Genomic DNA, 21,158 nt, shown 5'->3' with positions numbered 1-21,158 from the left:
CGGCCGGAGACATTCCGACACGATGTCGGCGCCGGGCGCCGAGGGGATTGGGGAAGACGTGCGCAGAATTCTGCCGCTCCTGAGCTCGAACCACGCGGGCGGTCGTTCCGCTCTCACCTGCCGGTACCGCTGTGGTGACGCCTGCTTCCACGAGGTGCCGAACACCAGCGACAACGAGTACGCCGGTGACGTCATCGCCGGGACGCTGTCGCGGCGTTCCATGATGCGCACCGCCGCGGTCGTGACCGTTGCCACCGCCGCCGGCGGTGCCGTCATCGCGCAGAACGCGCCGTCCGCGCAGGCCGCCGCGGTGCCCGCCGCCGGCGACGCCCGCCACGGCGGACACGGAGGCGGCACGCGCGACGGCGCCCGCGGTCTGCGCTTCACGCCGGTCGGGCCCAACACCGCCGACAAGGTGACGGTTCCCGAGGGGTACGCCCAGAACGTGGTGATCCGCTGGGGCGAGCCGATCCTGCGCGGCGCGCCCGCGTTCGACGCCGACCGGCAGACGGCCAGGGCGCAGGCAGGCCAGTTCGGCTACAACAACGACTTCCTCAGCCTGCTGCCGCTGCGCGAGCACGGCCGCCAGGTACTCGTGGCCAACCACGAGTACACGGACGAGCAGCTGATGTTCAAGGGCTACGACGCCGCCAACCCGACCCGCGAGCAGGTCGAGATCGCCTGGGCCGCGCACGGCCTCTCCGTGGTCGTCGTCCAGGAGGAGCGCAGGAGCGGCAAGCTCACGCCCGTCACCCGCCACTGGCTCAACCGCCGTCTCACGGCCACGAGCGAGTTCCGCCTCACCGGCCCCGCCGCGGGCAGCGCCCTGCTCAGGACGTCCGCCGATCCGACCGGCACCAAGGTCCTCGGTACGCTCAACAACTGTGCGGGCGGTACTACCCCCTGGGGCACCACGCTCCACGGCGAGGAGAACTTCAACCAGTACTTCGCCAACGGCACCAGCGCCACCGACAAGCGCTACGGCCTGACCACCGGCGCCACCGAGCGCAAGTGGGAGCGCTTCGACAAGCGCTTCGACGCGGCCCAGGAGCCCAACGAGTCGCACCGCTTCGGCTGGGTCGTCGAGCTCGACCCGTACGACCCGGACTCCACGCCCCGCAAGCGCACGGCCCTCGGCCGCTTCAAGCACGAGGCCGCGCAGCCCCGGCTGACCCGGGACGGCCGCCCGGTCGTGTACATGGGCGACGACGAACGCTTCGACTACTTCTACAAGTTCGTCTCGTCGAGGCGGATGAGGAAGGGCGACAGCCGTGCCGCCCGCGCGCACAACCTGACGCTGCTGGACGAGGGCACGTTGTACGTCGCGAAGCTCACCGGCGACTCCCCCCAGGACATCGACGGCACCGGCAAGCTCCCGAACGACGGCGAGTTCGACGGCGGCGGTGTGTGGATCCCGCTGGCCACCGGCGACGTCTCGCACGTCCCGGGCATGACCGCCGAGGAGGTGTACGTCTTCACCCGCCTCGCCGGCGACAAGGTCGGCGCCACCAAGATGGACCGCCCCGAGGACGTGGAGCCGAGCCCGCGCACGGGCCGCGTGTACGTCGCGCTGACCAACAACACCGACCGGGGCAAGGCCGGCAAGCCGGGCGCGGACGAGGCCAACCCCCGCAACCTCAACAAGCACGGCCAGATCCTGGAGCTCGCCGAGCACTGGGACGACCCGTCCTCCGACGGCTTCGCCTGGCGGCTGTTCCTGGTCGCGGGCGACCCGGAGGACCCGGCCACGTACTTCGCCGGCTACCCGAAGGAGAAGGTCAGCCCGATCTCCTGCCCGGACAACGTGGCCTTCGACCCGCACGGCAACCTGTGGATCTCCACCGACGGCGGCCAGCTCGGCTCGCACGACGGCCTGTTCGGGGTCGCGACGACCGGCGAGCGCCGGGGTGAGCTGAAGCAGTTCCTCACGGTGCCGAAGGGCGCCGAGACCTGCGGTCCGATCATCCAGGACCGCCGGGTGATCGTCGCCGTCCAGCACCCGGGGGAGATCGACGGGGCGACCGTCGAGAAGCCCGCATCGGCGTGGCCCGACGGACCGGGCCGCCTCGTGCGCCCGTCGGTCGTCGCCGTCTACCGCAAGGACGGCCGCGGCATCGGCGTCTGACCCCGGTGAGCCCCGTGGGCCCGGCCGCTCCCGCCGGGCCCACGGGGGAGGCCGTGCCCACGGGGCCGCCGCGCCCGTCCGCGGCGGCACTCCGCGCCGGCCGGGGCATCAGTCGGAGGCGGTCGCCGCGCGGAACCGGGCGAACTGCTCGGCGGGGTCGCCCGTGTACGACCAGGGGACCCGTGCCGCCCGCGTGCCGAGCATCGCGAACAGCCGGCGTGCCATGTCCGTCTCGCCCGCGTAACAGGCGGCGTGCGTCAGATGGTTCAGCTCGCCCACCTCCTCGGGGAGGACCGGGCCCGCCGGCCGGCCGCCGATCCAGCGTTCCCAGGTGCGCCGCACCTCGGTCACCGCGAGCTCGTGCTTCCAGTGCTGGCCGAAGTCGCGGACCGGGGCCCGGCCGCGGGAGCCCTCGGCCACATAGCGGAACTCCTCCACCCGGGCGATCTGCACGAGCACCGGAAGCGGGGAGCCGGGCGGGGCCGCGCCCGCCGCGTCGCGGGCGACGTCGTACATGGAGCCGTGCGTGCCGTGCCAGCGCGCCGACCAGTAGCGCAGCAACTGCACGTGGCCCTCGACGTTGTCCGGGTCGCGCTGTCGCAACTCGTCCCACCAGGAACGGAGTTGACGCCGCCCGACACCGCCGTCGTAGAGCCGGGCCACCGTCAGCAGCGACACCCACGGCATCGGGTCCGCGGGCGCCGCCTCGGCGGCACCGATGCAGGCCATCACCGCCACGTCGATCCGGTCGCGGTCCACGGAGGTGCCCCGGCCCCGAGCGATGGCGTCGTCGAAGACCCGAACCACCGTGGTCGCGGCGCGCAGCACGGCCGCGTCGGGGTTCTCCGGTTCGGCCGCCCACCACGCCTCGACGGCCGAGGACCCCGCCGCGACGTGCGAGAGCTGCCGCAGCCGGTGGGTGCGGCGCGGCCAGTCCGGCCCGGTGGCGTGCAGCAGGTCGCGCACCCCCTGCCAGCGTCCGATCACGATGTCGTGGCGGGCCTCCGTCAGCGCCCGGTCACCGAAGTCCGGGTCGAGGACCGGCTCGAAACGGCGGCGAGCAGCAACCATGTCCCAGCCTGCTTTCTGCGGTCAGAAGTCCGTCGCCATGGCGTCGCGAGGACCGTCGTGCCGGGTGGAGGCGGCACCGGAGTACGCGGCCTCCGCCTCGATGGCCCGTGCCGCGTCGAGCTTCGCGGGCCGGTAGTACGCGCTGCCCTGCCGCCAGTACCAGAGCATCGGGACCACCCCGGCCGCCAGCCCGCCGAGACCGATCACGATCGAGGCGGTGCTCAGTTCGCTCAGCGACTCGAAGAAGATCCAGAACATGAAGGCCGAGCCGAGCAGCGGCCAGGCCCCGCCGAGCAGGAAGCTCTTCACCGACGTCAGCAGCATGCCGCGGTACGCGGCGACTGCGGCGATGCCCGCGAGGCCGTAGTACACGGTGATCTGGAGGGAGATCGCGTTGACGGCGTCGGAGAGCACGTCGCCGACCGAGCCGAGGGCCGTCGCGGCGAAGAGCATCACCAGCGCGACCGCCCCCACCACGGCGATCGCGACCCAGGGGGTGTTCCAGCGCTCGTGCACGGAGCCGAGGGCAGGGGGCATCGTGCGGTCCCGGCCCATCGCGAACAGCGAGCGGGTGACCTGGATCAGGGTGGTCTCCAGGGTGGCGACCGTCGACAGCATCACCGCGACGATCAGCAGCTTGCCGCCGACGCCGGGCCAGATCTCGTCGCCCAGCACGCCGAGGGCGTTGCCGCCGCCCGCCAGACTCTGCTCCGACGTGAGGATGACGTTGACGGCGACCGTGAACGCCACGAAGAGCAGGAGCACCACGCCGACGCCGACGAGGCTCGCGACACCGGCCGTCCTGCGGCTGTCGCGCGTCTCCTCGCTGAGGTTGCTCGTGACGTCCCAGCCCCAGTAGTAGAACGCGGCGATGAGCGCGCCCGAGGCGAAGCCGGAGGCGCCGTCGAAGTGCGAGAAGCCCAGCCAGGACCAGTCGAAGGCGGCCGCGGAGCCCTTGTGCAGGAGCGCGGCCAGCAGGAACAGCACCAGCAGCAGCACCTCGACGCCGGTCAGCAGCAGCTGTGCCCGCACGGTCAGCCGTGCCCCGCCGAGGACCACCAGCAGCATCACCAGGAACCAGCAGGCGCCCACCAGGGCCGCCAGTCCGGTGTCGCCTGCGAGGTCCGGGTCGAAGAGCGCGAGGGTCATCGCACCGGCCGGCAGGGAGCCGGCCACCATGAAGATCGTCGCGGAGACGACCAGGGCCCAGCCGGAGAGGAAGCCGAGGAACGGGTGAAGCGTGCGGCCCACCCAGGAGTAGCTGGCTCCGGCGTTGACGTCGATCCGGCCGAGACGGCCGAAGGCCAGGACGATGCCGAGCATGGGTATCGCGCAGTACAGCAGCGCGGCGGGACCGGCCAGTCCCACGGCGCCCACCAGAACGGCGGTGGTCGCGGCGAGCGAGTAGGCGGGGGCGCTGCCGGCGACCGCCATCACGATGGTGTCGAACGTACCGAGGGCGTTGGGCTGGAGCCCTCTGCCGGGGTTGCTGCTCATCGAATGTCCTTGTATGGCAGGGCATGTGGCGATGGATCAGGGTCTCGGCCGCGCTGAAGGGGTGGATCCGCGACGGGGGGACGGAGCGCATCGTAGTCGTCCGCCGTACCCTCGGTGGTATGGCGGATGACGCGGGGGCCCCGGGGGCCGCGGAAGGGACCGTGCGGGTCGACAGCTGGATCTGGTCCGTGCGGCTGACCAAGACCCGCTCGCAGGCGGCCACCGCCTGCCGTGGAGGCCATGTCCGGATCAACGGGGAGCGCGTCAAACCCGCGCACGCGCTGAAGGCCGGGGACGAGGTGCGTCTCTTCCACGCGGGCCGGGAGCGGATCGTGGTGGTCTCCCGCATCATCCGCAAGCGCGTCGGGGCGCCCGCCGCGGTGCAGTGCTACGTGGACAACAGCCCGCCGCCCCCGCCGCGCGAACTCACCGCACCGACGGGAGTGCGGGATCGGGGCGCGGGCCGGCCGACGAAGCGCGACCGGCGGGAGATGGAGCGCCTCCACGGCCGGGGCCACCCGTCCCGGTGACGGGGACGCCGCGGGTCGGTGCCGAGTCCGGCCTGCGCCAGGCGGGGTGAGGGGCCGCGGGTCGGAGCCGGGGGCGGACCCGCCGGCGGTCCGGCCCCCGGGCGCGGTGCGCCCCGCCCGGTGGCCGTGGCATCGCCGCCTGCCGTGGCCTCCCGCCCCGGACGGTCCGTCTCCGCCGTCACGGTCCCGGCGCGCGGGACGGGGACGCGATCGTGCGGGCCGCCGTCACCTCCTGGCGGAGCGGTTCGAGGACGCTCCTCTCCTCGCCCTCCAGCGGCGTCCGCACCACGGCGGGTTCCTCCCGGGAGCGGATGTCCCCGGCGAGTTCGCGCAGGTGCCGTACGACCTCGTCGACCTCGCTCCGCGTGGGCGGCGGGGCGCCGTGGTCCACCCGGACCCGGGCCGCGGTCGTCGCGTCCGCGATCCGCTCGACGGCGACGACGAGCGGCCACCACGCGGCCGCGCGCGTGCCCGTGGGCGGCGGCTCGGTGAGCGCCCGCTGGAACTCCGAGCGCACGGCCGACAGGTCCCGGTACAGCCGGCGCCGGGACCGCGCCCGCTCCCCCCGGCGGGCGTCGGTGCCGAACGCCAGCGCCACATGGCTCGCGGCGTGGTCGACCGAGTCCGCGAGCCGGTCCCCGATGCGGCTGTGCCAGCTCTCCGGCCACAGCAGGTACCCCGCGACCAGCGCGATCGCGCAGCCGATCAGGCTGTCCACGAGACGTGCCCGTACCAGCCCGATCCCCTGGCGGTTGAGCAGGTCGGACAGCAGCAGGATCACCGGGGTGATCGCCGCCGTCTGGAAGGCGTACCCCTTCGCCGAGAACGCGGGGATGAGTCCGCCGAGGAGGACCATCACGGGCACGTCCCACCAGCCGCGCGGCACCTCGGTCAGCACGGCCGCCGCGACCACCAGGCCCGCCACCGTCCCCAGTCCGCGTCCCACCGCGCGGGAGAACACCGAGCCGAAGTCCGGCTTCATGACGAAGGTGACGGTGAGGGCGACCCAGTAGGACCGGTCCAGTTCCACGATCGACACCAGCGCCTGGGCGAGGCCGATGCAGAGCGCGAGGCGCAGACCGTAACGCCAGGACGCCTCGGAGAACAGCACGTCGCGCGTCGTGCGGCGGACACGGGTCCCGAGCGCGGCGGGCCGGCCGAGGCGGTCGTCCAGGCTGTGGGGATCGGGGTCCGGCCCCAGGACCACGGTCGTCGCGTGCCGCAGCGCGTGGTCGACCGCGCGCTCGGTGGGTGTGGCGGGCTGCGGCAGGTGCGGCTCGTACGGGCTCGAGCGGCCACGCTCGACGGCGTCGGCGAGCGTCCGTACCGCCGCGGGGACCGCGGCGGGCAGCGCGCGGCCGCGCTGGTGTGCGGCGGGGGCCGCCTCGACCACCGGGACCAGGGCGTTGAGCTGCGCCAGCAGCCGGACCAGCATGGGATTGCGGCCGTGGTCGCGGGCGCGGCGGGCGAGGATCAGGTCGTACGAGTCGTCGAGCGACTGCGTGACGGCCCGGCGGCGCTCGTCGTACGTGTCTCCGCCGGCCGCCGCCAGCAGGTCGGCGACCGCCCGGTAGGCGCGGGCGACCGCCGACCGCTCGGGCGCGCCACCGCGCAGCGGCCAGCCGAGCAGGGCCAGCGCGAGTACGAGCAGACCGCCGAGCCCGAGGAGGAGCGGTGCGGTCCACCAGGGCCGGGGCAGCGGCAGCCCCGATCCGATGACCGCGTTGAGCAGCAGCAGCAGTCCCGAGGCCGAGGCGACGGCGCCGATCGACGAGATCATCCCGGAGACGAGGGCCACGGTCGTGAGGACGGCGACGGTGAGCCACCCCTGGGCGTACACCAGCGTGCCGAGCGTGACGCCGACGGCGCCGAAGACCTGGGGCACGGCGATGTTGAAGATCCGCATCCGGTAGGCGTCGGCAGTGTCGCCGATGACCCCCGAGAGCGCGCCCATCGACGCCAGCGCCCCGTACACCGGCCGGTCCGTGGCGAAGCCCACCGCCAGCGGGGCCGACAGCGCCACGGCGGCGCGGGCAACCGCCGCCCGGTTGACCGGTGTGCGCTGCGGGCGCAGCCCCGACACCAGCCACGCCGGCGGCGCCAGCCGAACTCGCTCCTTCACGGTCACCGTTCCTCATCAGCGGGCAGGAGTGGGTCTTGGACCCATGCCTGGTCACTGCGGACATTCCGAACGGTTCTTGCTGTCCTGGTCCCCCGCGTACGGTCCGCGTCCGGCGGACCGGATCGTGTCCGTGGCTCGGGAACGCGGGTGCGGGGTGCCTCACGCCCGAGGATCGCCGGTCGGGTCCGGACGGTCCTGCTCATCACTCCGGTGAGCAGGGGGCGGTGCCGTCCGACGCCGGATCGGCTGCCCTGGGGCGCGTCGCCCGCTCGCGCCCAACGGCCCAACAGCCCGGCAGGGTTCGGCACGGGACCGGCGGCCTGCCCGTCCGGTCGGACTACGGGGCCGGGCGCCGTGGCGCAGCCGCCGTGCCGGGCTCTCAGTGCCGGAGCGCCTGTCCGATCTCGGCCGGCGGCGTACCGGACAGGTCCCGATGGGTCTGCGCCGTCGCCGACTTCGTGCCGCCGGGCGGAACCGCGTCGATCGACACGACGGTCGCGTCGAGCAGATTCCCGCTGCTGTCCTTCCAGTTGACCAGGACCGTGTAGTCGACGGCCGTGTCGGTGGGGTTCGTCGCGGTGATCTCGTTGGAGAGGCGGTTGTTCACGGCCTCCGTGGGCCCGGCCTTCACGTCGGCCTTGGCGTTCAGACCGCCCTTGATCTTCGCCATCTCGGAGGCCGCTGCCGCCGTCGCCGACTCGACGGCCTCACCCGCCTTGGACGCCACCGACTTCGGCGTCTCGCCACTGTCGTTCGAACAGCCGGTCATCCCTGCCGCGAGCGCGACGGCGGCCGCGGCGGCCACGACGGCGTTCCGTGTGCCATGGCTCGATCTCATACGCACCAGAGTGCGCCCCCGGCCCGGGTTCGGCCACTCGGTGGACCGGTGCGGAGACCGGACCGCGGCTCCTGTCCGCACCGGCCCGGGTACCGCCGAGCCGTGGGACGGGCGGGCCGCGACCCCGCGGCGCCGGCCGGCCGTGTCAGTCCTGCGCCACCGGGGCCAGTCCGCGCAGTGCGGAGATGAGCAGTTCGACGCCGAAGGCGAACTCGGCCTCGTGGTCGTTCACGGCCAGGATCGGTGCGACCTTCGCGACGGCGGGGAAACCGGAGCCGGCGAAGTAGGCGGTGCGGGCGGCCAGCCTCTCGTCCGGGCCCCGGCCTTCGCGGCCCGACCCCGGTGCGCTGCGGACCTCCTGCAGAAGGGTGCCGACCTGGAAGGAGATGAACAGCCGCAGCACGTGCACCGCGATCTCCTCGTCGAAGCCGTGGTCGAGCATCATCGCGATCATCGTGTCCACCGGCGCGAGCGCGGTGGGGGTGGACAACTGTCGCATCAGCACCAGTTCGCAGGCCTGCGGGTGGCGCAGGGACGCCCTGCGGAAGCCGTACGCGATGTCGCGGATGCCGTCCTCCCAGCCACCCGTCACCCGGCGCGGCATCCGCATGTCGGTGGTGATGAACTCGGTCACCCCGTCCAGAATGTCGTCCTTGCTCCGCACATGGTTGTAGAGGGACATGGCCTGGACGCCGAGGCGGGCCGCGATACGGCGCATGGACAGCGCCTCCACGCCCTCCTCGTCGATGATCACCAGTGCCGCCCCGACGATCCGGTCCCGGCTCAACGGCTCGCGAGGTGCGGGGACTTCAGGTCGTGCTCCTCGGGCCATGAACGACCGCTCCTCTTTCGGGTGGCTACGCGCGGTAACGCTTGACGACTTACAGCGTAAGTGCTTCGCTCCTGTCTCGTACTTACGGTGTAAGTGGCGCAACTGCTGTGGAGGCAGGGCGAGATGCAAGACGGACCGGCCGCGCACGACGCGGCCGTCCGTATGAGCGCCTTCCGGGACCGGAGCCACGAGCGAACGGTCCGCCGAGCACAACAGCACAGCCGCCATCCTCTCCCAGCCCGGCCGCCTCACGCCGGGTATCCCCCTGTGAGCAGGAGGCACAGATGTCTGTGCGTACGACCCCGACCCGTCAACTGCGCTCGGCCATCACCATCCACCACCTCGACTGCGCGCCGATGCGCCCCCTGGGCGGCGGCCCGCTCGTGGCGCACTGCCTGCTGATCGCGACCGGGACCGGGCTCGTCCTCGTCGACACCGGTCTCGGCGCCGCCGAGGTCTCCGATCCCCGGCGGCTCGGCACTCTCTTCCGCCGCACGATGCGGCCGGTGCTGGACCTGTCGCGGACGGCCGTCCACCAGGTCCGGGCCCTTGGCTACGACCCGTACGACGTCCAGGACATCGTTATCACCCATCTCGACCTGGACCACGCCGGCGGCCTCGCGGACTTCCCGCAAGCCCGGGTCCACGTGATGGCGGACGAGTACCGCGCGGCCATGCGGCGCGACACCCGCCTCGAGGCGAACCGCTACCTGCCCGCCCAGTGGGCGCACGGCGTCGACTGGGTCGTCCACGACCACGCCGACTCGGACTGGATGGGCTTCCCGGCCTCCCGGGTGCTGCGGTCCCCCGACATCCTGCTGGTGCCGCTGCCCGGCCACACCCGCGGCCACAGCGCGGTAGCGGTCCAGGAGCCGGACCGCTGGCTGCTGCACGCGGGCGATGCCTACTTCTTCCACGGCGAGATCGACCTGCGCCGCCCGCGCTGCCCCCGGCCGCTCGCGCTGCACCAGCGGCTCGTCGCCGACGACCACGAGATGCGCCTGGGCCAGCTGGAGCGGCTGACCCGACTGCGCCGGTCCCATCCACGTCGCGTGCGGATCTTCTCGTCGCACGACCCGTTCGAGTTCGAGCTGATGGCGAACGGCGGCTGAGGAGCCGGGCGGGACCGCGGGCAGCGGGGTCCCGGGCAGTGGACTGGCCCACCACCGGGTGGAGCACCGCACCGGCGGGCCACCACGCCCCGAGTCGCCGTCGCGCACCGGCTCCTGACCGCCCGCCGGCCCGCTGAGGCGCCCGTGCCCACGGCGCGGACCCGCAGGGGACGCCGAGGGGGCGCTCGGCGATCCGAGCGCCCCCTCGGCGTGTTCGCCTCGTGCCCGTTCCATGCCCGGGAGGGGCCGGCGAGTGCCAACGGCGGCACGACGGGCCCCGGTGCGGGACGTGGGGAAGCCGATCGGCGAGGTCCTTCCGGGGCACGTGGGTGGCTGCCCACGGACGGATCGCCCGGTCAGACCGCGGTGCGCGACTCCGTGGTCACCAGCGCCCAGATGATGAACACCGAGATGGCCATCGAGAAGATCGCCCACACCGGCTGGTAGGGCAGGAACAGGAACTGGACGATGATGTTGAGCGAAGCCAGTGCGACGCCCAGATAGCGCGCCCAGTCCAGGTTCTTGAGGATCCCCCAGCCGGTGATCGCCACCAGGATCCCGAGGACGAGATGGACCCAGCCCCAGGCGGTGAGGTCCCACGAGAAGACGTAGCTGCCGACCCGGGCGTAGACCTCGTCCTCGACGATCCCGGCGATCCCCTCGAAGATGCTGATGACACCCGTGACCGTCATCAGGACGCCGGCGAAGAGCGTGCCCCCCGCCGCCCAGCCGGCGTCCGGCCCCGCTCCGGGCGTGCTCCGTGCAGTGTGTTGGCTCATGGCGTCAGCATGAGCCGGACGGTCGATCGCGGACATTTCTGTTGAGCCGTTCGTGGTACGCACGCTTCCGGCGGTGGAACCCTGGCGGGACGCCCCGCGCCACCGGAGACCCCCGGCGCGCCGGAGGTGCGCGGCTCGGTCGGCGCACATCGCGGGGGCCGGGACGCCGGTCCGGGGACGGACGCGCGGGCGCCCCCCGCCCGGTCCCGTCCGCGGCGGGGCCGTCGCAGGGCGGCGCGGGTGCCGCCATGTCCCGCGTCACGGTCCGCCGAGCGCCCCCGCCTGATCCACTTGCCGCACCCGCCGCCCGGGTGTGCGCTGGTGGGAGGGGGGTATCGGGGGCAGCGGAAGGAGCTCTGCCATGGCCCACGCGGCGGTGCCCGAGCGGCACCACGGCACCACCCTCGGCATCGCGTTGCCGGCCGTGATCGGCGTGATCTACGGCCTCTACACGTCCTTCATCGCCCGCATGTCCGGAGAGTCCGCGGGCGCGCAGTTCGCGATCGGGCTCATCTCCTGCCTGGTGATCGCCGGGCTCTGCTACGCACTGGGCCGCTACCAGCACAGCCTCCCGCGGGAGCTGCGCGCGGTGGCGTACGCGGCGCTCGTCGGCTGCTCGGTCGGCTACCTCAACAGCCTGTCCGGCGACAGCATCCTCACGTCGGTGGTCCTGTCCGTGATCATCGCGGCGGCCACGTTCTGCGTGATGTTCTACACCTTCTACGTGCACGAGGACTGATCGTCCCTCGCCCTGGGGCACCTCGCGGGGCGCAGCCGCCAGATCGGATCCGGCGGCCGCGCCTCGCGATCTCGCGCCTACGGGGTGGGACCGGGAGGACGGCCGGGTCCCGGGGGACGGCGGCGGGAGGCGCCTCGTGCACGACCAGGACCGGCACACCAGGACCGGGTCCGGAGCCAGGCAACCGCCGCTGAGCCCGGAGCCCGCCGGCGCCGGTGGCCGCTGAACGGAGCCCGGCCGGTGCCGGCGGGACCGCCGGTCGGTCCCGGGTCCGCTGAGCCGGTCGGTCCCCGGGACCTTCGAGCCGCGGGTCCGGGGGCGGCACCCGCCGGATGACCCGTACGAGGCGCGTGGCGGTGCGCGGCCGGTGGCTCCAACGGGGCGGAACCACCGGCCGGCATCCCGTCGTCCTTCCCGCTCCGGTGACGGTCGCCTGTTGACCTTCCCGGCGGGGGAAACCCCAGCATCGGCCGTACCGGGCGCGGCGCCCGGTACGAGGAGGAAGCGGGGGGAAGCCGGAATGGGACTGCTGACCATAGGGGCGTTCGCCAGGGCCGCGCGGCTCTCGGCGAAGACACTGCGCCGCTACGACGAGCAGGATCTGCTGCGCCCGGTCCGCGTCGACCCGTTCACCGGCTACCGCTACTACGACCCGGGGCAGCTGGAGCACGCCCGGCTGGTCGCCTGGTTGCGGCGCATCGGCATGCCGCTCGCCCGTATCCGCTCCGTGTGCGCGCTCTACGCGACGGACCCGGACGCGGCGGCCCGGGACATCCGTGCCTACTGGGCGCGGGCGGAGGCCGAGACGGCGGCACGGCGCGACCTCGCGGACTTCCTCGTCGACCGGCTGTCCCACGCGGCAGCGAGAAAGGATCGTCCGATGCAACGACTCGGCGCACCTCTGGGGCTTCGTTACGCCGCTCTCTCCGACCGCGGCCTCGTGCGAGACGCCAACCAGGACTCCGTGTACGCGGGCCCGCGACTGCTCGCCGTCGCCGACGGTTACGGCGGCGGGGGCGCGCGGGCGGGCGGTGCGGCGATCGACGCCCTGCGCCCGCTGGAGAGCGTGTCCGCCGAATCCGGTGAACTGCTCAACATGCTTGCCGACGCGGTACAGCTCGCCCACCGTGCCGTCCGTGAGCTCCCGGACTCCGGCACCACCCTCACGGCACTTCTGTGGACCGGCTCCCGGCTCGGTCTCGTCCACATCGGCGACAGCCGCGCCTATCTGATGCGCGGTGGGCGGATCTTCCGCATCACCCATGACCACACGGTCGTCCAGGCGATGATCGACGACGGCAGCCTCACCGAGGACGAGGCCGGCTGCCACCCCCAGCGGGCCATGCTGCTCAAGGCACTCGACGGAGCGGACACGCCTGCCGAACCCGATCTGCGCCTCCATGACGCGGAGGCCGGGGACCGCTATCTGCTGTGCTCCGACGGACTGTTCACGGTGGTCCCGGAGACGGAGCTGCGTCGCGTGGCGGCCGGTGTCGCCGATCCGGAGCAGGCGGTACGGGAACTGATCGTCCTCGCCAACGAGGCGGGCGGCCCGGACAACGTGGGCTGCGTGGTGGGCGACGTGGTGGAGCTGTGAGCTGACGCCACGCGCAGGACGGGCCCGGCTCCGTGCGCACGGGGCCGGGCCCGTGCTCCCCGGCCCGGCAGGCCCCCGGCTCGGGGTCCCAGCGCTTCCAGCCGGTAACACACGAACTCCGTCCGGGCGTGCGGGCGCGGCCGGGGGAGGTCTGCCGGGGAGGCGCGGCTCAGAGCCGCCATCGGACCTGCTGCCCCGGCCGGTACGCGCACGCGCCCGGCCGATCTCGGCCCGGAGGATGCCCACGGGGCGCTCGCGCCCGATGAGTGCGGGACTCATGGCGGAGACGATGGGAGGCGGCGCTGACACTTGGCTTCGGAGGCATGCGCCCGCCGCCCGACGCCCCGCGCCGGAGCCGCCGAGCACGGACCGCTCCCGTCAGTCGAAGCGGAGGTCCGCGAGCTGCTGCTCGAACTCCGTCAGCTCGTCCGACCCCTGCTCGCGGGCGGGCCGGCTCGCCATCAGCTCGGCCAGCTCACGGCCGGCCCTGCGGATCCGGGTGGGCAGCCCCTCGGTGTACTCGTCGCCGCTGGAGCCCCAGTCCTCCGACGCCGCGTACACGGCGGTCGGCACGACCAGCGCCCGCAGATAGGCGAAGAGCGGCCTCATGGCGTGGTCGAGGACGAGGGAGTGCCGCGCGGTGCCACCGGTCGCCGCGACGAGGACGGGCTTGCCGGTCAGCGCCCGCGGGTCCACCAGGTCGAAGAACGACTTGAACAGCCCGCTGTACGAAGCCGTGAAGACCGGTGACACGGCGATCACGCCGTCCGCCTCCGTCACCGCGTCGACGGCCGCGCCCAGCGTGGGCGAGGGGAAGCCGGTCACCAGGTTGTTGGCTATGGCGGTGGCCAGATCGCGCAGCTCGACGACCTCGACCTCCACCTTCCGGTCCTGCTCCGCCAGACGCTGCCGGGCCGCCTCGGCCAGCCGGTCGGCCAGCAGCCGGGTGGACGAGGGACTGCTCAGCCCCGCCGACACGGCGACGAGCTTCAGTTGCGCCATGGTCAGTCCTCCTCACGGGTGCCGGTGCCGTCGGCGGTGCCGGCGCTGTCGCCGCCGGTGACGCGGGCGGCGGCCACGGCCGGGTGGACCGGGGCGTCCGGCACCCCGGCGGGCCGCAGGTTGGCGAACTCCTTGCGCAGCACCGGAACGACCTCCTCGCCGAGGATGTCGAGCTGCTCCAGGACGGTCTTCAGCGGAAGTCCCGCGTGGTCCATCAGGAACAGCTGGCGCTGGTAGTCGCCGACGACCTCACGGAAGCCGAGGGTCCGCTCGATGACCTGCTGCGGGGAGCCGACGGTCAGCGGCGTCTGCTCGGTGAAGTCCTCCAGCGACGGGCCGTGCCCGTAGACGGGCGCGTTGTCGAAGTACGGGCGGAACTCCCTGACCGCGTCCTGGGAGTTCCTGCGCATGAACACCTGTCCGCCGAGTCCCACGACGGCCTGCTCCGGGGTGCCGTGTCCGTAGTGCGCGTACCGCTTCCGGTAGAGCGCGACCATCCGCCTGGTGTGCTCCGCCGGCCAGAAGATGTTGTTGTGGAAGAAGCCGTCGCCGTAGAACGCGGCCTGCTCGGCGATCTCCGGCGACCGGATCGAGCCGTGCCACACGAACGGCGGGACACCGTCCAGCGGCCGCGGCGTGGACGTGAAGCCCTGCAGCGGCGTACGGAACTTGCCCTCCCAGTCGACGACGTCCTCCCTCCACAGCCTGTGGAGGAGGGCGTAGTTCTCGATGGCGAGCGGTATGCCCTGGCGGATGTCCTGCCCGAACCAGGGATAGACCGGTCCGGTGTTGCCGCGGCCCGTCATCAGGTCGACGCGCCCGTCCGCCAGGTGCTGGAGCATCGCGTAGTCCTCGGCGATCTTCACCGGGTCGTTGGTGGTGATCAGCGTCGTCGAGGTGGACAGGATCAGGTTCTCGGTGCGCGCCGCGATGTGCCCCAGCATCGTGGTCGGGGACGACGGCACGAACGGCGGGTTGTGGTGCTCGCCCGTCGCGAAGACGTCGAGGCCGACCTCTTCGGCCTTCAGCGCGATGGCGACCATCGCCTTGATCCGCTCGTGCTCGGTCGGGGTGCGACCGTCGGTCGGATCGGTGGTCACGTCACCGACGGTGAAGATTCCGAACTGCATCGAGGTTCGCCTCCAGAAGTCAATTGGTTGAAAGTTAAACTGAAATCCGGAACGGATGCCACCCCGGAACTATTCCGCCCGTACGCTGGAGTCCACGAGCTCGCGCCCCGCCGCAACGGATGGTCCGGCGAGGGCGCCTCCCGGGCCGTCACCATCGACATGGAGTACCTCGGGCTCCCGGTGGACGCGGTCGTACGGGCCTCCGTACGGCTGCACGCCAGCCCCCTGCACGACCTGGTGCCGGCCCACCTGCGCGCGCTGTGGAAGGACGTCGCCCGTCTGGAGGCCGATCCGGGCGCCGCCGCCCTGGCCAACGCCACGACCGAGCTGGTCCGGGCCCTGCTGACCTCGGCGGCGCACCGCGAGGACGACCCGCGGGTCCGTTCGGTCATGGACGGGTCACTGGCCGCGCGCGTGATGGCCTACGTCCGCCGCCACCTCACCGATGCGGAACTGACACCGGACCGCATAGCCCGGGAGCACGCCGTGTCCCGCAGGCAGCTGTACGCGGCCCTCGGACGCGCCGGCATCAGCCTGGAGCAGTTCGTCATCACCGAGCGGCTGGAGACGGCCCGCGGCCAGCTGGCCTCCCCCCGCCGTGCCGGGCTGCCCGTGTCGGCGTGGCGGCCCGCTGCGGATTCGCCAGCCCCAGCCACTTCGCCCGCCGGTTCCGGGCGGCCTACGGCGTCACACCACGCGAGTGGCGCACCCTCCGGGCCCGGGAGGCCGCGTCGTCCTCCTCCCCGGGGGCCTGAAGGCGCCCGGAGCGGGCCGCACCCGGCGCCGGCGGGGGTCTCAGAGGAGGCGCACGTTGCGTTCGGCCGTTTCGATGATGTCGTCCAGCCTGCCCTCGAACACCTGCTTGGCGGCGCTCAGGGTGAACCCCTCGACGACGGCCGGGGGGACGTGTGCCGGCAGGGACAGGGCGTGGGGGTCGACCACGACGTCGACGACGACCGGTCCACCCCGGTGCGCCAACGCCTCGCGCAGCCCCGCCGCAACGTCCCCCGGTTCCTCGATGCGGATCCCCCGAGCGCCGAACGCCTCCGCGAAGCGGCGGAAGTCGGGCGTGGGGAAATCGGTTCCGAACGGCAGCAGGCCGGCTTCCTGCTGCTCGATGTTGACGAAGTCCAGCATGCCGTTGTTGAAGATCACGTGCACGACCTCCGCCTGGTGGCGGACCTCGGTCAGGAGGTCGCCCAGGGCGAGCATGGTGAATCCGCCGTCGCCGCACAGGGCGATCGTCTGGCGCCCCGGAAAGGCCAGCTGGGCGCCGAAGGCGTTGGGCGACGCGTTGGCCATCGAACCCCACGCGAAGGAACCGAAGAGCCTGCGGTCACGCCCGTAGCGGATGTGCCGGGCGGCCCAGATGACGGGCGTACCGGTGTCGGCGAAGAACAGGGCGTCGTCGGCGGCGAGTTCGTCCAGGGTGGCCGCCACGTACTCCGGACGGATGGGCTTGATGCCCGGCCCCTTCGTGACGTAGTGCCGCATCCTGGACCGGAAGTGCTCCGTCGTGCGGAGGCAGTGGCGCAGCAGGGTGTCCTCCGTCTTGGGCTGCACCATGGGCAGGAGGGACTGGAGGGTACTCCTGACGTCTCCGACGACGCCGAGGGCCAACGGCACCCGTCGGCCCAGCACATGGGGGTTGCGGTCCACCTGGACCACCTTCACGCCGTGCTGCGGGAGGAAGTTGCCGTAGGGGAAGTCCGTGCCGAGCATGAGCAGGACGTCGGCCCGGTGGATCGCGTCGTAGCAGCCGCCGTAGCCGAGGAGGCCGGTCATTCCGACGGCGTGGGGATTGTCGTGCTCCAGCCATTGCTTGCCCTTGAGCGAGTAGCCGACCGGTGCCTTCAGCCGCTCCGCGAGCGCCCGCGTCTCCGCGTGGGCGAGCGCACACCCGTCCCCACCGAAGATCGCGACGGAGTCCGCTCCGTCGATCAGCTCGGCCATGGCTGCAAGGTCGGTCTCCGACGCCGGTCCGGGGACGGTGACCGGCAGGGCCACGTCCAGTTCCACGGCGGGTGCGGAGGCCGCCGCGACGGAGCCGGGCACCGCGAGCACGGTCGGTCCCCGTTCGGCCACGGCCGTGGTGATCGCAGTGCTCACCACCGCGCGCATCTGTCCGGGGTCGACCAGACGGGCGGTGTACAGCGAGGCGGGGGCGAAGAAGGTGTAGGGGTTGAGCTCCTCGTGGGCGGCCGTGTCCATGAGCGCGTTCTCGACATCTCCCGCGATGGCGATGACGGGGGCGCGTTCCTTGCGGGCGTCCAGCAGGCCGTTGATCAGGTGGGTGGTGCCCGGCCCCGCCGTGCCGCACACGGCCACCGGCTGTCCGGTCAGGCAGGCCTCCGCCACCGCGGCGAAGGCCCCGAACTCCTCATGGCGCACATGGACGAACTCGATGGTCCCGTTGCGCCGCAGTGCGTCGACGACCGGGTTGAGCGCGTCTCCGACGATCCCATAGCAGCGCCGCACACCGGCCGAGGCGAGCATCTCCCAGATGCCGTCAGCCACAGTCTTCGCCATCGCCATTCCCCTGTCTCGTCGCCCGGTGGCCGTGTGCCCAGCATCCGACGCCCACCGGGAACAGACGGGGTCCCACGCCACGGTTAGGCCGGACGGTAACGAGGGGCCTGGACGAGGGGGTGCTCCCGTCAGGCCTCCTTGACCACCACGGTCTTGGCGGCCTTGTCGTGCAGACACTGCTGCAGCGGCTTGTCCCACAGCAGCCACAGCACGTTGAGGAGGGAGAAGAGCCCGCCGATCAGGTACGCGGCGCCGGGAAGCGTGAAGATCGCGGCCCGGATCCAGTAGGCGTTGTCGGCCGGACGGTTGCCGAGCGCGGCGTCGACCACGCGCAGGTTCATGACCTTCTTGCCGAGCGTCTGGCCGTCCTTGGTCAGCAGCATGGCGGCCTCGTAGCCGAACGCCGCGGCCGCGGCCGCGACGTAGTACAGCACCGTGGCCCCGAAGAGCGCGTAGCACAGCACACCGGGCACGATCAGCACGGCCACGTCGATCAACCGGGCCAGCAGGCGGTCGCCGGCGGGAGCCAGCGAGCGTGGCCCGGCGCCGGGGGGTTGCGCAGGCTGTATGAGCCAGTGGGGCGGCCCCGGCTGCGGGGGCTGCTGCCCGTACGCCGGGGGAGGCCCGTAGGTGGGGGCCCGAAGCCGGGCTGCCGTGCCCGGCCGTACGGTTCCTGCTGCTCATGAAGGTTGCGGCCGTCGGCCGGAGTGCCGTACCCCGACGGGTCGTTGGTGCTCATGCTCTCCCGGACGGCGACGATCGAGGCGCCCGTGCGGGTACGGGCCCGGGTGTCACCGAGCGGTCGTCCGGAGTACGGGGAACGGGCCGGGACCGGGATGTGCTCGGTCACCAGGTCGAGTCCGTCGGTGCGCACGCCCTCGACGGAGGTCGGGCCCAGCAGGCGGGCGAGCCCGCCGGCCTCCTCGGGCGTGAGCGACACGGATGCCGCCGACTCGTCGGGATCGTCCGCGGAGTAGAAGCCGAGGAACCGCCGGTCGTCCTGGTGGACGACCCGCGAGAGCTGGTGGCCGCTCTCCGAGGTGATGTCGTACTGCGTACCGACGCCCGGCAGGGGAGTGCGTCAAGTGGCCATGGCTGCCTCCCGGAGCCGAGTCGGACGATGAGGCACGCGTGGCGGGGCCGGGACCAGGAGTTCGTTCTCCACTTCAGTATTACGTGATCTTGGGGGCCCGCGCGCCGGTGACCGTTGTCTCATCCCCCGCGCACCGGGGGCCACCTGCGCGGACAGTAGAGTCCGCTCCGTGATGTCCGACCCCCGCTCCGCCGTCTCCGTCGTCGGGATCGGTGCCGACGGCTGGGACGGACTGCCCGAGACCTCCCGCGCCGTGCTGCGCTCCGCCGACGTGCTCGTCGGCGGCGCACGCCAGCTCGCCCTGCTGTCCGTCCACGAATGCCCGGGCGAGCGCGTGCCGTGGCCGTCGCCGCTGCGCCCCGCCGTGCCCGCGCTGCTCGCCGAGCACGCCGACCGCCGCCTTGCCGTCCTCGCGAGCGGCGACCCGATGTTCTACGGCATCGGCCGCACCCTCACCGAGATCGCCGGCCCTGAGTCACTGCGCGTACTGCCGCATCCGTCCTCCGTCTCGTACGCCTGTGCCCGCCTCGGCTGGCCGGTCGAGGAGACCGAGGTCGTGACGACGGTCGGCAGGCCCGTCGCGGGGCTCGGCGCCGCGCTCCACCACGGCCGGCGGCTGCTGGTGCTGAGCGCCGGCGCCGCGACCCCGGCGGAGGTGGCAGAACTGCTGGCCGCGAGGGGCTTCGGCCCCAGCCGGCTGCGGGTGCTGGAGCAACTCGGCTCCGGGCGGGAACGCGTGGTCACCGGTACCGCCTCCGGCTGGGACCGGCCGCCCGGCGACCCCCTGAACGTCCTCGCCGTGGACTGCGTCCGTGAGCCCGGCCGGCCCCGGCTCGGCGCCGTGCCCGGACTGCCCGACGAGGCGTACGAGAACGACGGCCAGCTGACCAAGCGCCATGTGCGCGCCGCGACGCTGGCCGCGCTCGCGCCCGCGCCGGGCGAACTGCTGTGGGACGTCGGTGGCGGCTCCGGCTCGATCGCGATCGAGTGGATGCGTACGCACCGCTCGTGCCGGGCGGTCACCGTCGAGCGGGACGCGGAACGGGCACGGCGCATCGAGCGCAACGCGCAGACGCTCGGTGTGCCCGGACTGCGGGTCGTCACGGCGGCGGCGCCGGACGGTCTGGCCGGGCTGCCCGTGCCCGACGCGGTGTTCATCGGCGGCGGGCTCACCGCGCCGGGACTGCTCGACGCCTGCTGGGACGCGCTGCCGGAGGGCGGTCGGCTGGTCGCGAACACCGTGACGCTCGAGTCGGAGGCGCTGCTGGCGGAGCGCCACCGGCGGTACGGCGGCGAGCTGGTGCGGCTCGCCGTGGCGCACGCCGTACCGGTGGGCGGCTTCACCGGATGGCGGCAGGCGATGCCCGTGACGCAGTGGTCCGTCACCAAATCCCCGGCAGGAGGACTCTCATGACCGTCTACTTCATCGGCGCCGGACCCGGTGCCGCCGATCTGATCACCCTGCGCGGCGCTCGGACGCTGGCGTCGTGCCGGGTCTGCCTCTACGCGGGCTCGCTCGTACCGGCCGACCTCCTCGCCGAATGCCCGCCGGACGCGCGCCTCGTGGACACGGCGGACCTCGATCTGGACGCGATCACCGGGGAGTTCGTCCGCGCCCACGAGGAGGGGCACGACGTGGCCCGGTTGCACTCGGGCGACCCGTCCGTGTTCAGCGCGGTGGCGGAGCAGATGCGGCGGCTCGACGCGGCGGGCATTCCGTACGAGGTCGTCCCCGGCGTCCCGGCGTTCGCGGCCGCGGCGGCCGCGCTGAAGCGCGAACTGACCGTACCGACGGTCGGTCAGACGGTCGTCCTGACCCGCGTCGCCCAGCAGGCCACCCCCATGCCCGACGGCGAGGACCTGGCCACCCTGGGCCGCAGCGGCGCCCTGCTCGTCCTGCACCTCGCCGCCCGCTACGTCGACCGCGTCGTCGCCGAACTGCTGCCGCACTACGGACCCGACTGCCCCGCCGCGGTGGTGGCCATGGCCAGTCGCCCGGACGAACTGGTCCTCCGGGGCACGCTCGACGAGATCGCCGGGCTGACGAAGGAGGCGGGCGTCACGAAGACGGCGGTCATCCTGGTGGGCCGCACCCTGGCCGCCTCCCAGTTCCGCGACAGCCACCTGTACGACCCGGCGCGGAACCGGCACGTCTGCTGACG

General features: G+C 73.0%; 18 protein-coding genes and 1 pseudogene. 8 read left to right on the top strand and 11 right to left on the bottom strand.

All coding sequences use genetic code 11. The annotated features are described in order from the left end of the window. Nucleotides 1-58: 58 nt before the first annotated feature. On the top strand, nt 59-2,125 hold the full coding sequence (locus QMZ92_RS25855; protein ID WP_283299888.1) for a PhoX family protein: 2,067 nt from the start codon (nt 59-61) through the stop codon (nt 2,123-2,125). A 108-nt stretch (nt 2,126-2,233) separates the two neighbouring features. Here the strand turns inward: QMZ92_RS25855 and QMZ92_RS25850 are convergent, their stop codons facing one another. After that, nucleotides 2,234-3,196, bottom strand: a complete 963-nt coding sequence (locus QMZ92_RS25850; RefSeq protein ID WP_283299887.1) for a hypothetical protein — start codon at nt 3,194-3,196, stop codon at nt 2,234-2,236. A gap of 21 nt (nt 3,197-3,217) precedes the next feature. After that, entirely contained in the window at nt 3,218-4,693 is a 1,476-nt protein-coding gene (locus tag QMZ92_RS25845; protein ID WP_283299886.1) for an APC family permease, read from the bottom strand. Between the two features lie 119 nt (nt 4,694-4,812). Between QMZ92_RS25845 and QMZ92_RS25840 the strand changes: the two genes are divergently transcribed. Beyond that, on the top strand, nt 4,813-5,223 hold the full coding sequence (locus QMZ92_RS25840; protein WP_283299885.1) for an RNA-binding S4 domain-containing protein: 411 nt from the start codon (nt 4,813-4,815) through the stop codon (nt 5,221-5,223). 178 nt (nt 5,224-5,401) lie between these two features. Here the strand turns inward: QMZ92_RS25840 and QMZ92_RS25835 are convergent, their stop codons facing one another. The 3 genes from QMZ92_RS25835 to QMZ92_RS25820 all read right to left on the bottom strand — a co-directional run bounded on the left by QMZ92_RS25835 (nt 5,402) and on the right by QMZ92_RS25820 (nt 9,015). Beyond that, the gene (locus tag QMZ92_RS25835) at nt 5,402-7,306 is read right to left on the bottom strand and encodes an FUSC family protein (protein ID WP_502962138.1); all 1,905 of its coding nucleotides are present in this window, start codon (nt 7,304-7,306) and stop codon (nt 5,402-5,404) included. 418 nt (nt 7,307-7,724) lie between these two features. Continuing rightward, nucleotides 7,725-8,183, bottom strand: coding sequence for a hypothetical protein (locus QMZ92_RS25825; protein WP_283299883.1), 459 nt, complete (start codon nt 8,181-8,183; stop codon nt 7,725-7,727). Between the two features lie 145 nt (nt 8,184-8,328). After that, a complete protein-coding gene (locus QMZ92_RS25820) occupies nt 8,329-9,015 on the bottom strand; it encodes a TetR/AcrR family transcriptional regulator C-terminal domain-containing protein (protein ID WP_283299882.1) in 687 nt (228 codons plus the stop codon). A 284-nt stretch (nt 9,016-9,299) separates the two neighbouring features. Here QMZ92_RS25820 and QMZ92_RS25815 point away from each other — a divergent pair, with 284 nt between their 5' ends. Beyond that, nucleotides 9,300-10,127 (top strand): MBL fold metallo-hydrolase, encoded by an 828-nt coding sequence (locus tag QMZ92_RS25815; protein WP_283299880.1) that lies wholly within the window; start codon nt 9,300-9,302, stop codon nt 10,125-10,127. Nucleotides 10,128-10,483: 356 nt separating this feature from the next. Here the strand turns inward: QMZ92_RS25815 and QMZ92_RS25810 are convergent, their stop codons facing one another. After that, complete coding sequence (locus tag QMZ92_RS25810) at nt 10,484-10,906, bottom strand: DUF7144 family membrane protein (RefSeq protein WP_283299879.1); 423 nt, start codon at nt 10,904-10,906, stop codon at nt 10,484-10,486. A 361-nt stretch (nt 10,907-11,267) separates the two neighbouring features. Between QMZ92_RS25810 and QMZ92_RS25805 the strand changes: the two genes are divergently transcribed. Then, entirely contained in the window at nt 11,268-11,645 is a 378-nt protein-coding gene (locus tag QMZ92_RS25805) for a hypothetical protein (RefSeq protein ID WP_283299878.1), read from the top strand. A 520-nt stretch (nt 11,646-12,165) separates the two neighbouring features. Beyond that, complete coding sequence (locus QMZ92_RS25800; RefSeq protein ID WP_283299876.1) at nt 12,166-13,242, top strand: MerR family transcriptional regulator; 1,077 nt, start codon at nt 12,166-12,168, stop codon at nt 13,240-13,242. Nucleotides 13,243-13,620: 378 nt separating this feature from the next. Here QMZ92_RS25800 and QMZ92_RS25795 read toward each other — a convergent pair whose 3' ends face one another. Then, entirely contained in the window at nt 13,621-14,244 is a 624-nt protein-coding gene (locus QMZ92_RS25795) for an FMN reductase (protein WP_283299874.1), read from the bottom strand. 2 nt (nt 14,245-14,246) lie between these two features. Beyond that, a complete protein-coding gene (locus QMZ92_RS25790) occupies nt 14,247-15,374 on the bottom strand; it encodes an LLM class flavin-dependent oxidoreductase (protein WP_283299873.1) in 1,128 nt (375 codons plus the stop codon). A 119-nt stretch (nt 15,375-15,493) separates the two neighbouring features. On the opposite strand from QMZ92_RS25790, the gene QMZ92_RS25785 reads away from it, so the two are divergent. Continuing rightward, on the top strand, nt 15,494-16,129 hold the full coding sequence (locus QMZ92_RS25785; protein ID WP_283299872.1) for an AraC family transcriptional regulator: 636 nt from the start codon (nt 15,494-15,496) through the stop codon (nt 16,127-16,129). 40 nt (nt 16,130-16,169) lie between these two features. Here the strand turns inward: QMZ92_RS25785 and QMZ92_RS25780 are convergent, their stop codons facing one another. The 3 genes and pseudogenes from QMZ92_RS25780 to QMZ92_RS25770 all read right to left on the bottom strand — a co-directional run. Then, entirely contained in the window at nt 16,170-17,903 is a 1,734-nt protein-coding gene (locus QMZ92_RS25780; protein ID WP_283299871.1) for a thiamine pyrophosphate-dependent enzyme, read from the bottom strand. 128 nt (nt 17,904-18,031) lie between these two features. Beyond that, nucleotides 18,032-18,391 (bottom strand): RDD family protein, encoded by a 360-nt coding sequence (locus tag QMZ92_RS25775; protein WP_283299911.1) that lies wholly within the window; start codon nt 18,389-18,391, stop codon nt 18,032-18,034. Between the two features lie 239 nt (nt 18,392-18,630). Beyond that, nucleotides 18,631-18,975: pseudogene (locus tag QMZ92_RS25770) on the bottom strand (cation:proton antiporter regulatory subunit); the annotation flags it as partial. Between the two features lie 193 nt (nt 18,976-19,168). Between QMZ92_RS25770 and cbiE the strand changes: the two are divergent. Beyond that, complete coding sequence (gene cbiE, locus QMZ92_RS25765; RefSeq protein ID WP_283299870.1) at nt 19,169-20,410, top strand: precorrin-6y C5,15-methyltransferase (decarboxylating) subunit CbiE; 1,242 nt, start codon at nt 19,169-19,171, stop codon at nt 20,408-20,410. Further along, nucleotides 20,407-21,156: a precorrin-4 C(11)-methyltransferase gene (gene cobM, locus QMZ92_RS25760; protein WP_283299869.1), complete on the top strand. Its 750-nt coding sequence runs from the start codon at nt 20,407-20,409 to the stop codon at nt 21,154-21,156. Before cbiE ends, cobM begins: the two co-directional genes overlap by 4 nt. Nucleotides 21,157-21,158: the final 2 nt, after the last annotated feature.

The sequence above is a fragment of the Streptomyces sp. HNM0645 genome (assembly GCF_030056615.1).
GTDB lineage: Bacteria > Actinomycetota > Actinomycetes > Streptomycetales > Streptomycetaceae > Streptomyces > Streptomyces marianii.
The sequence above is the reverse complement of the archived record's forward strand: the minus strand, read 5'-3'. Positions and strand labels throughout refer to the sequence as shown.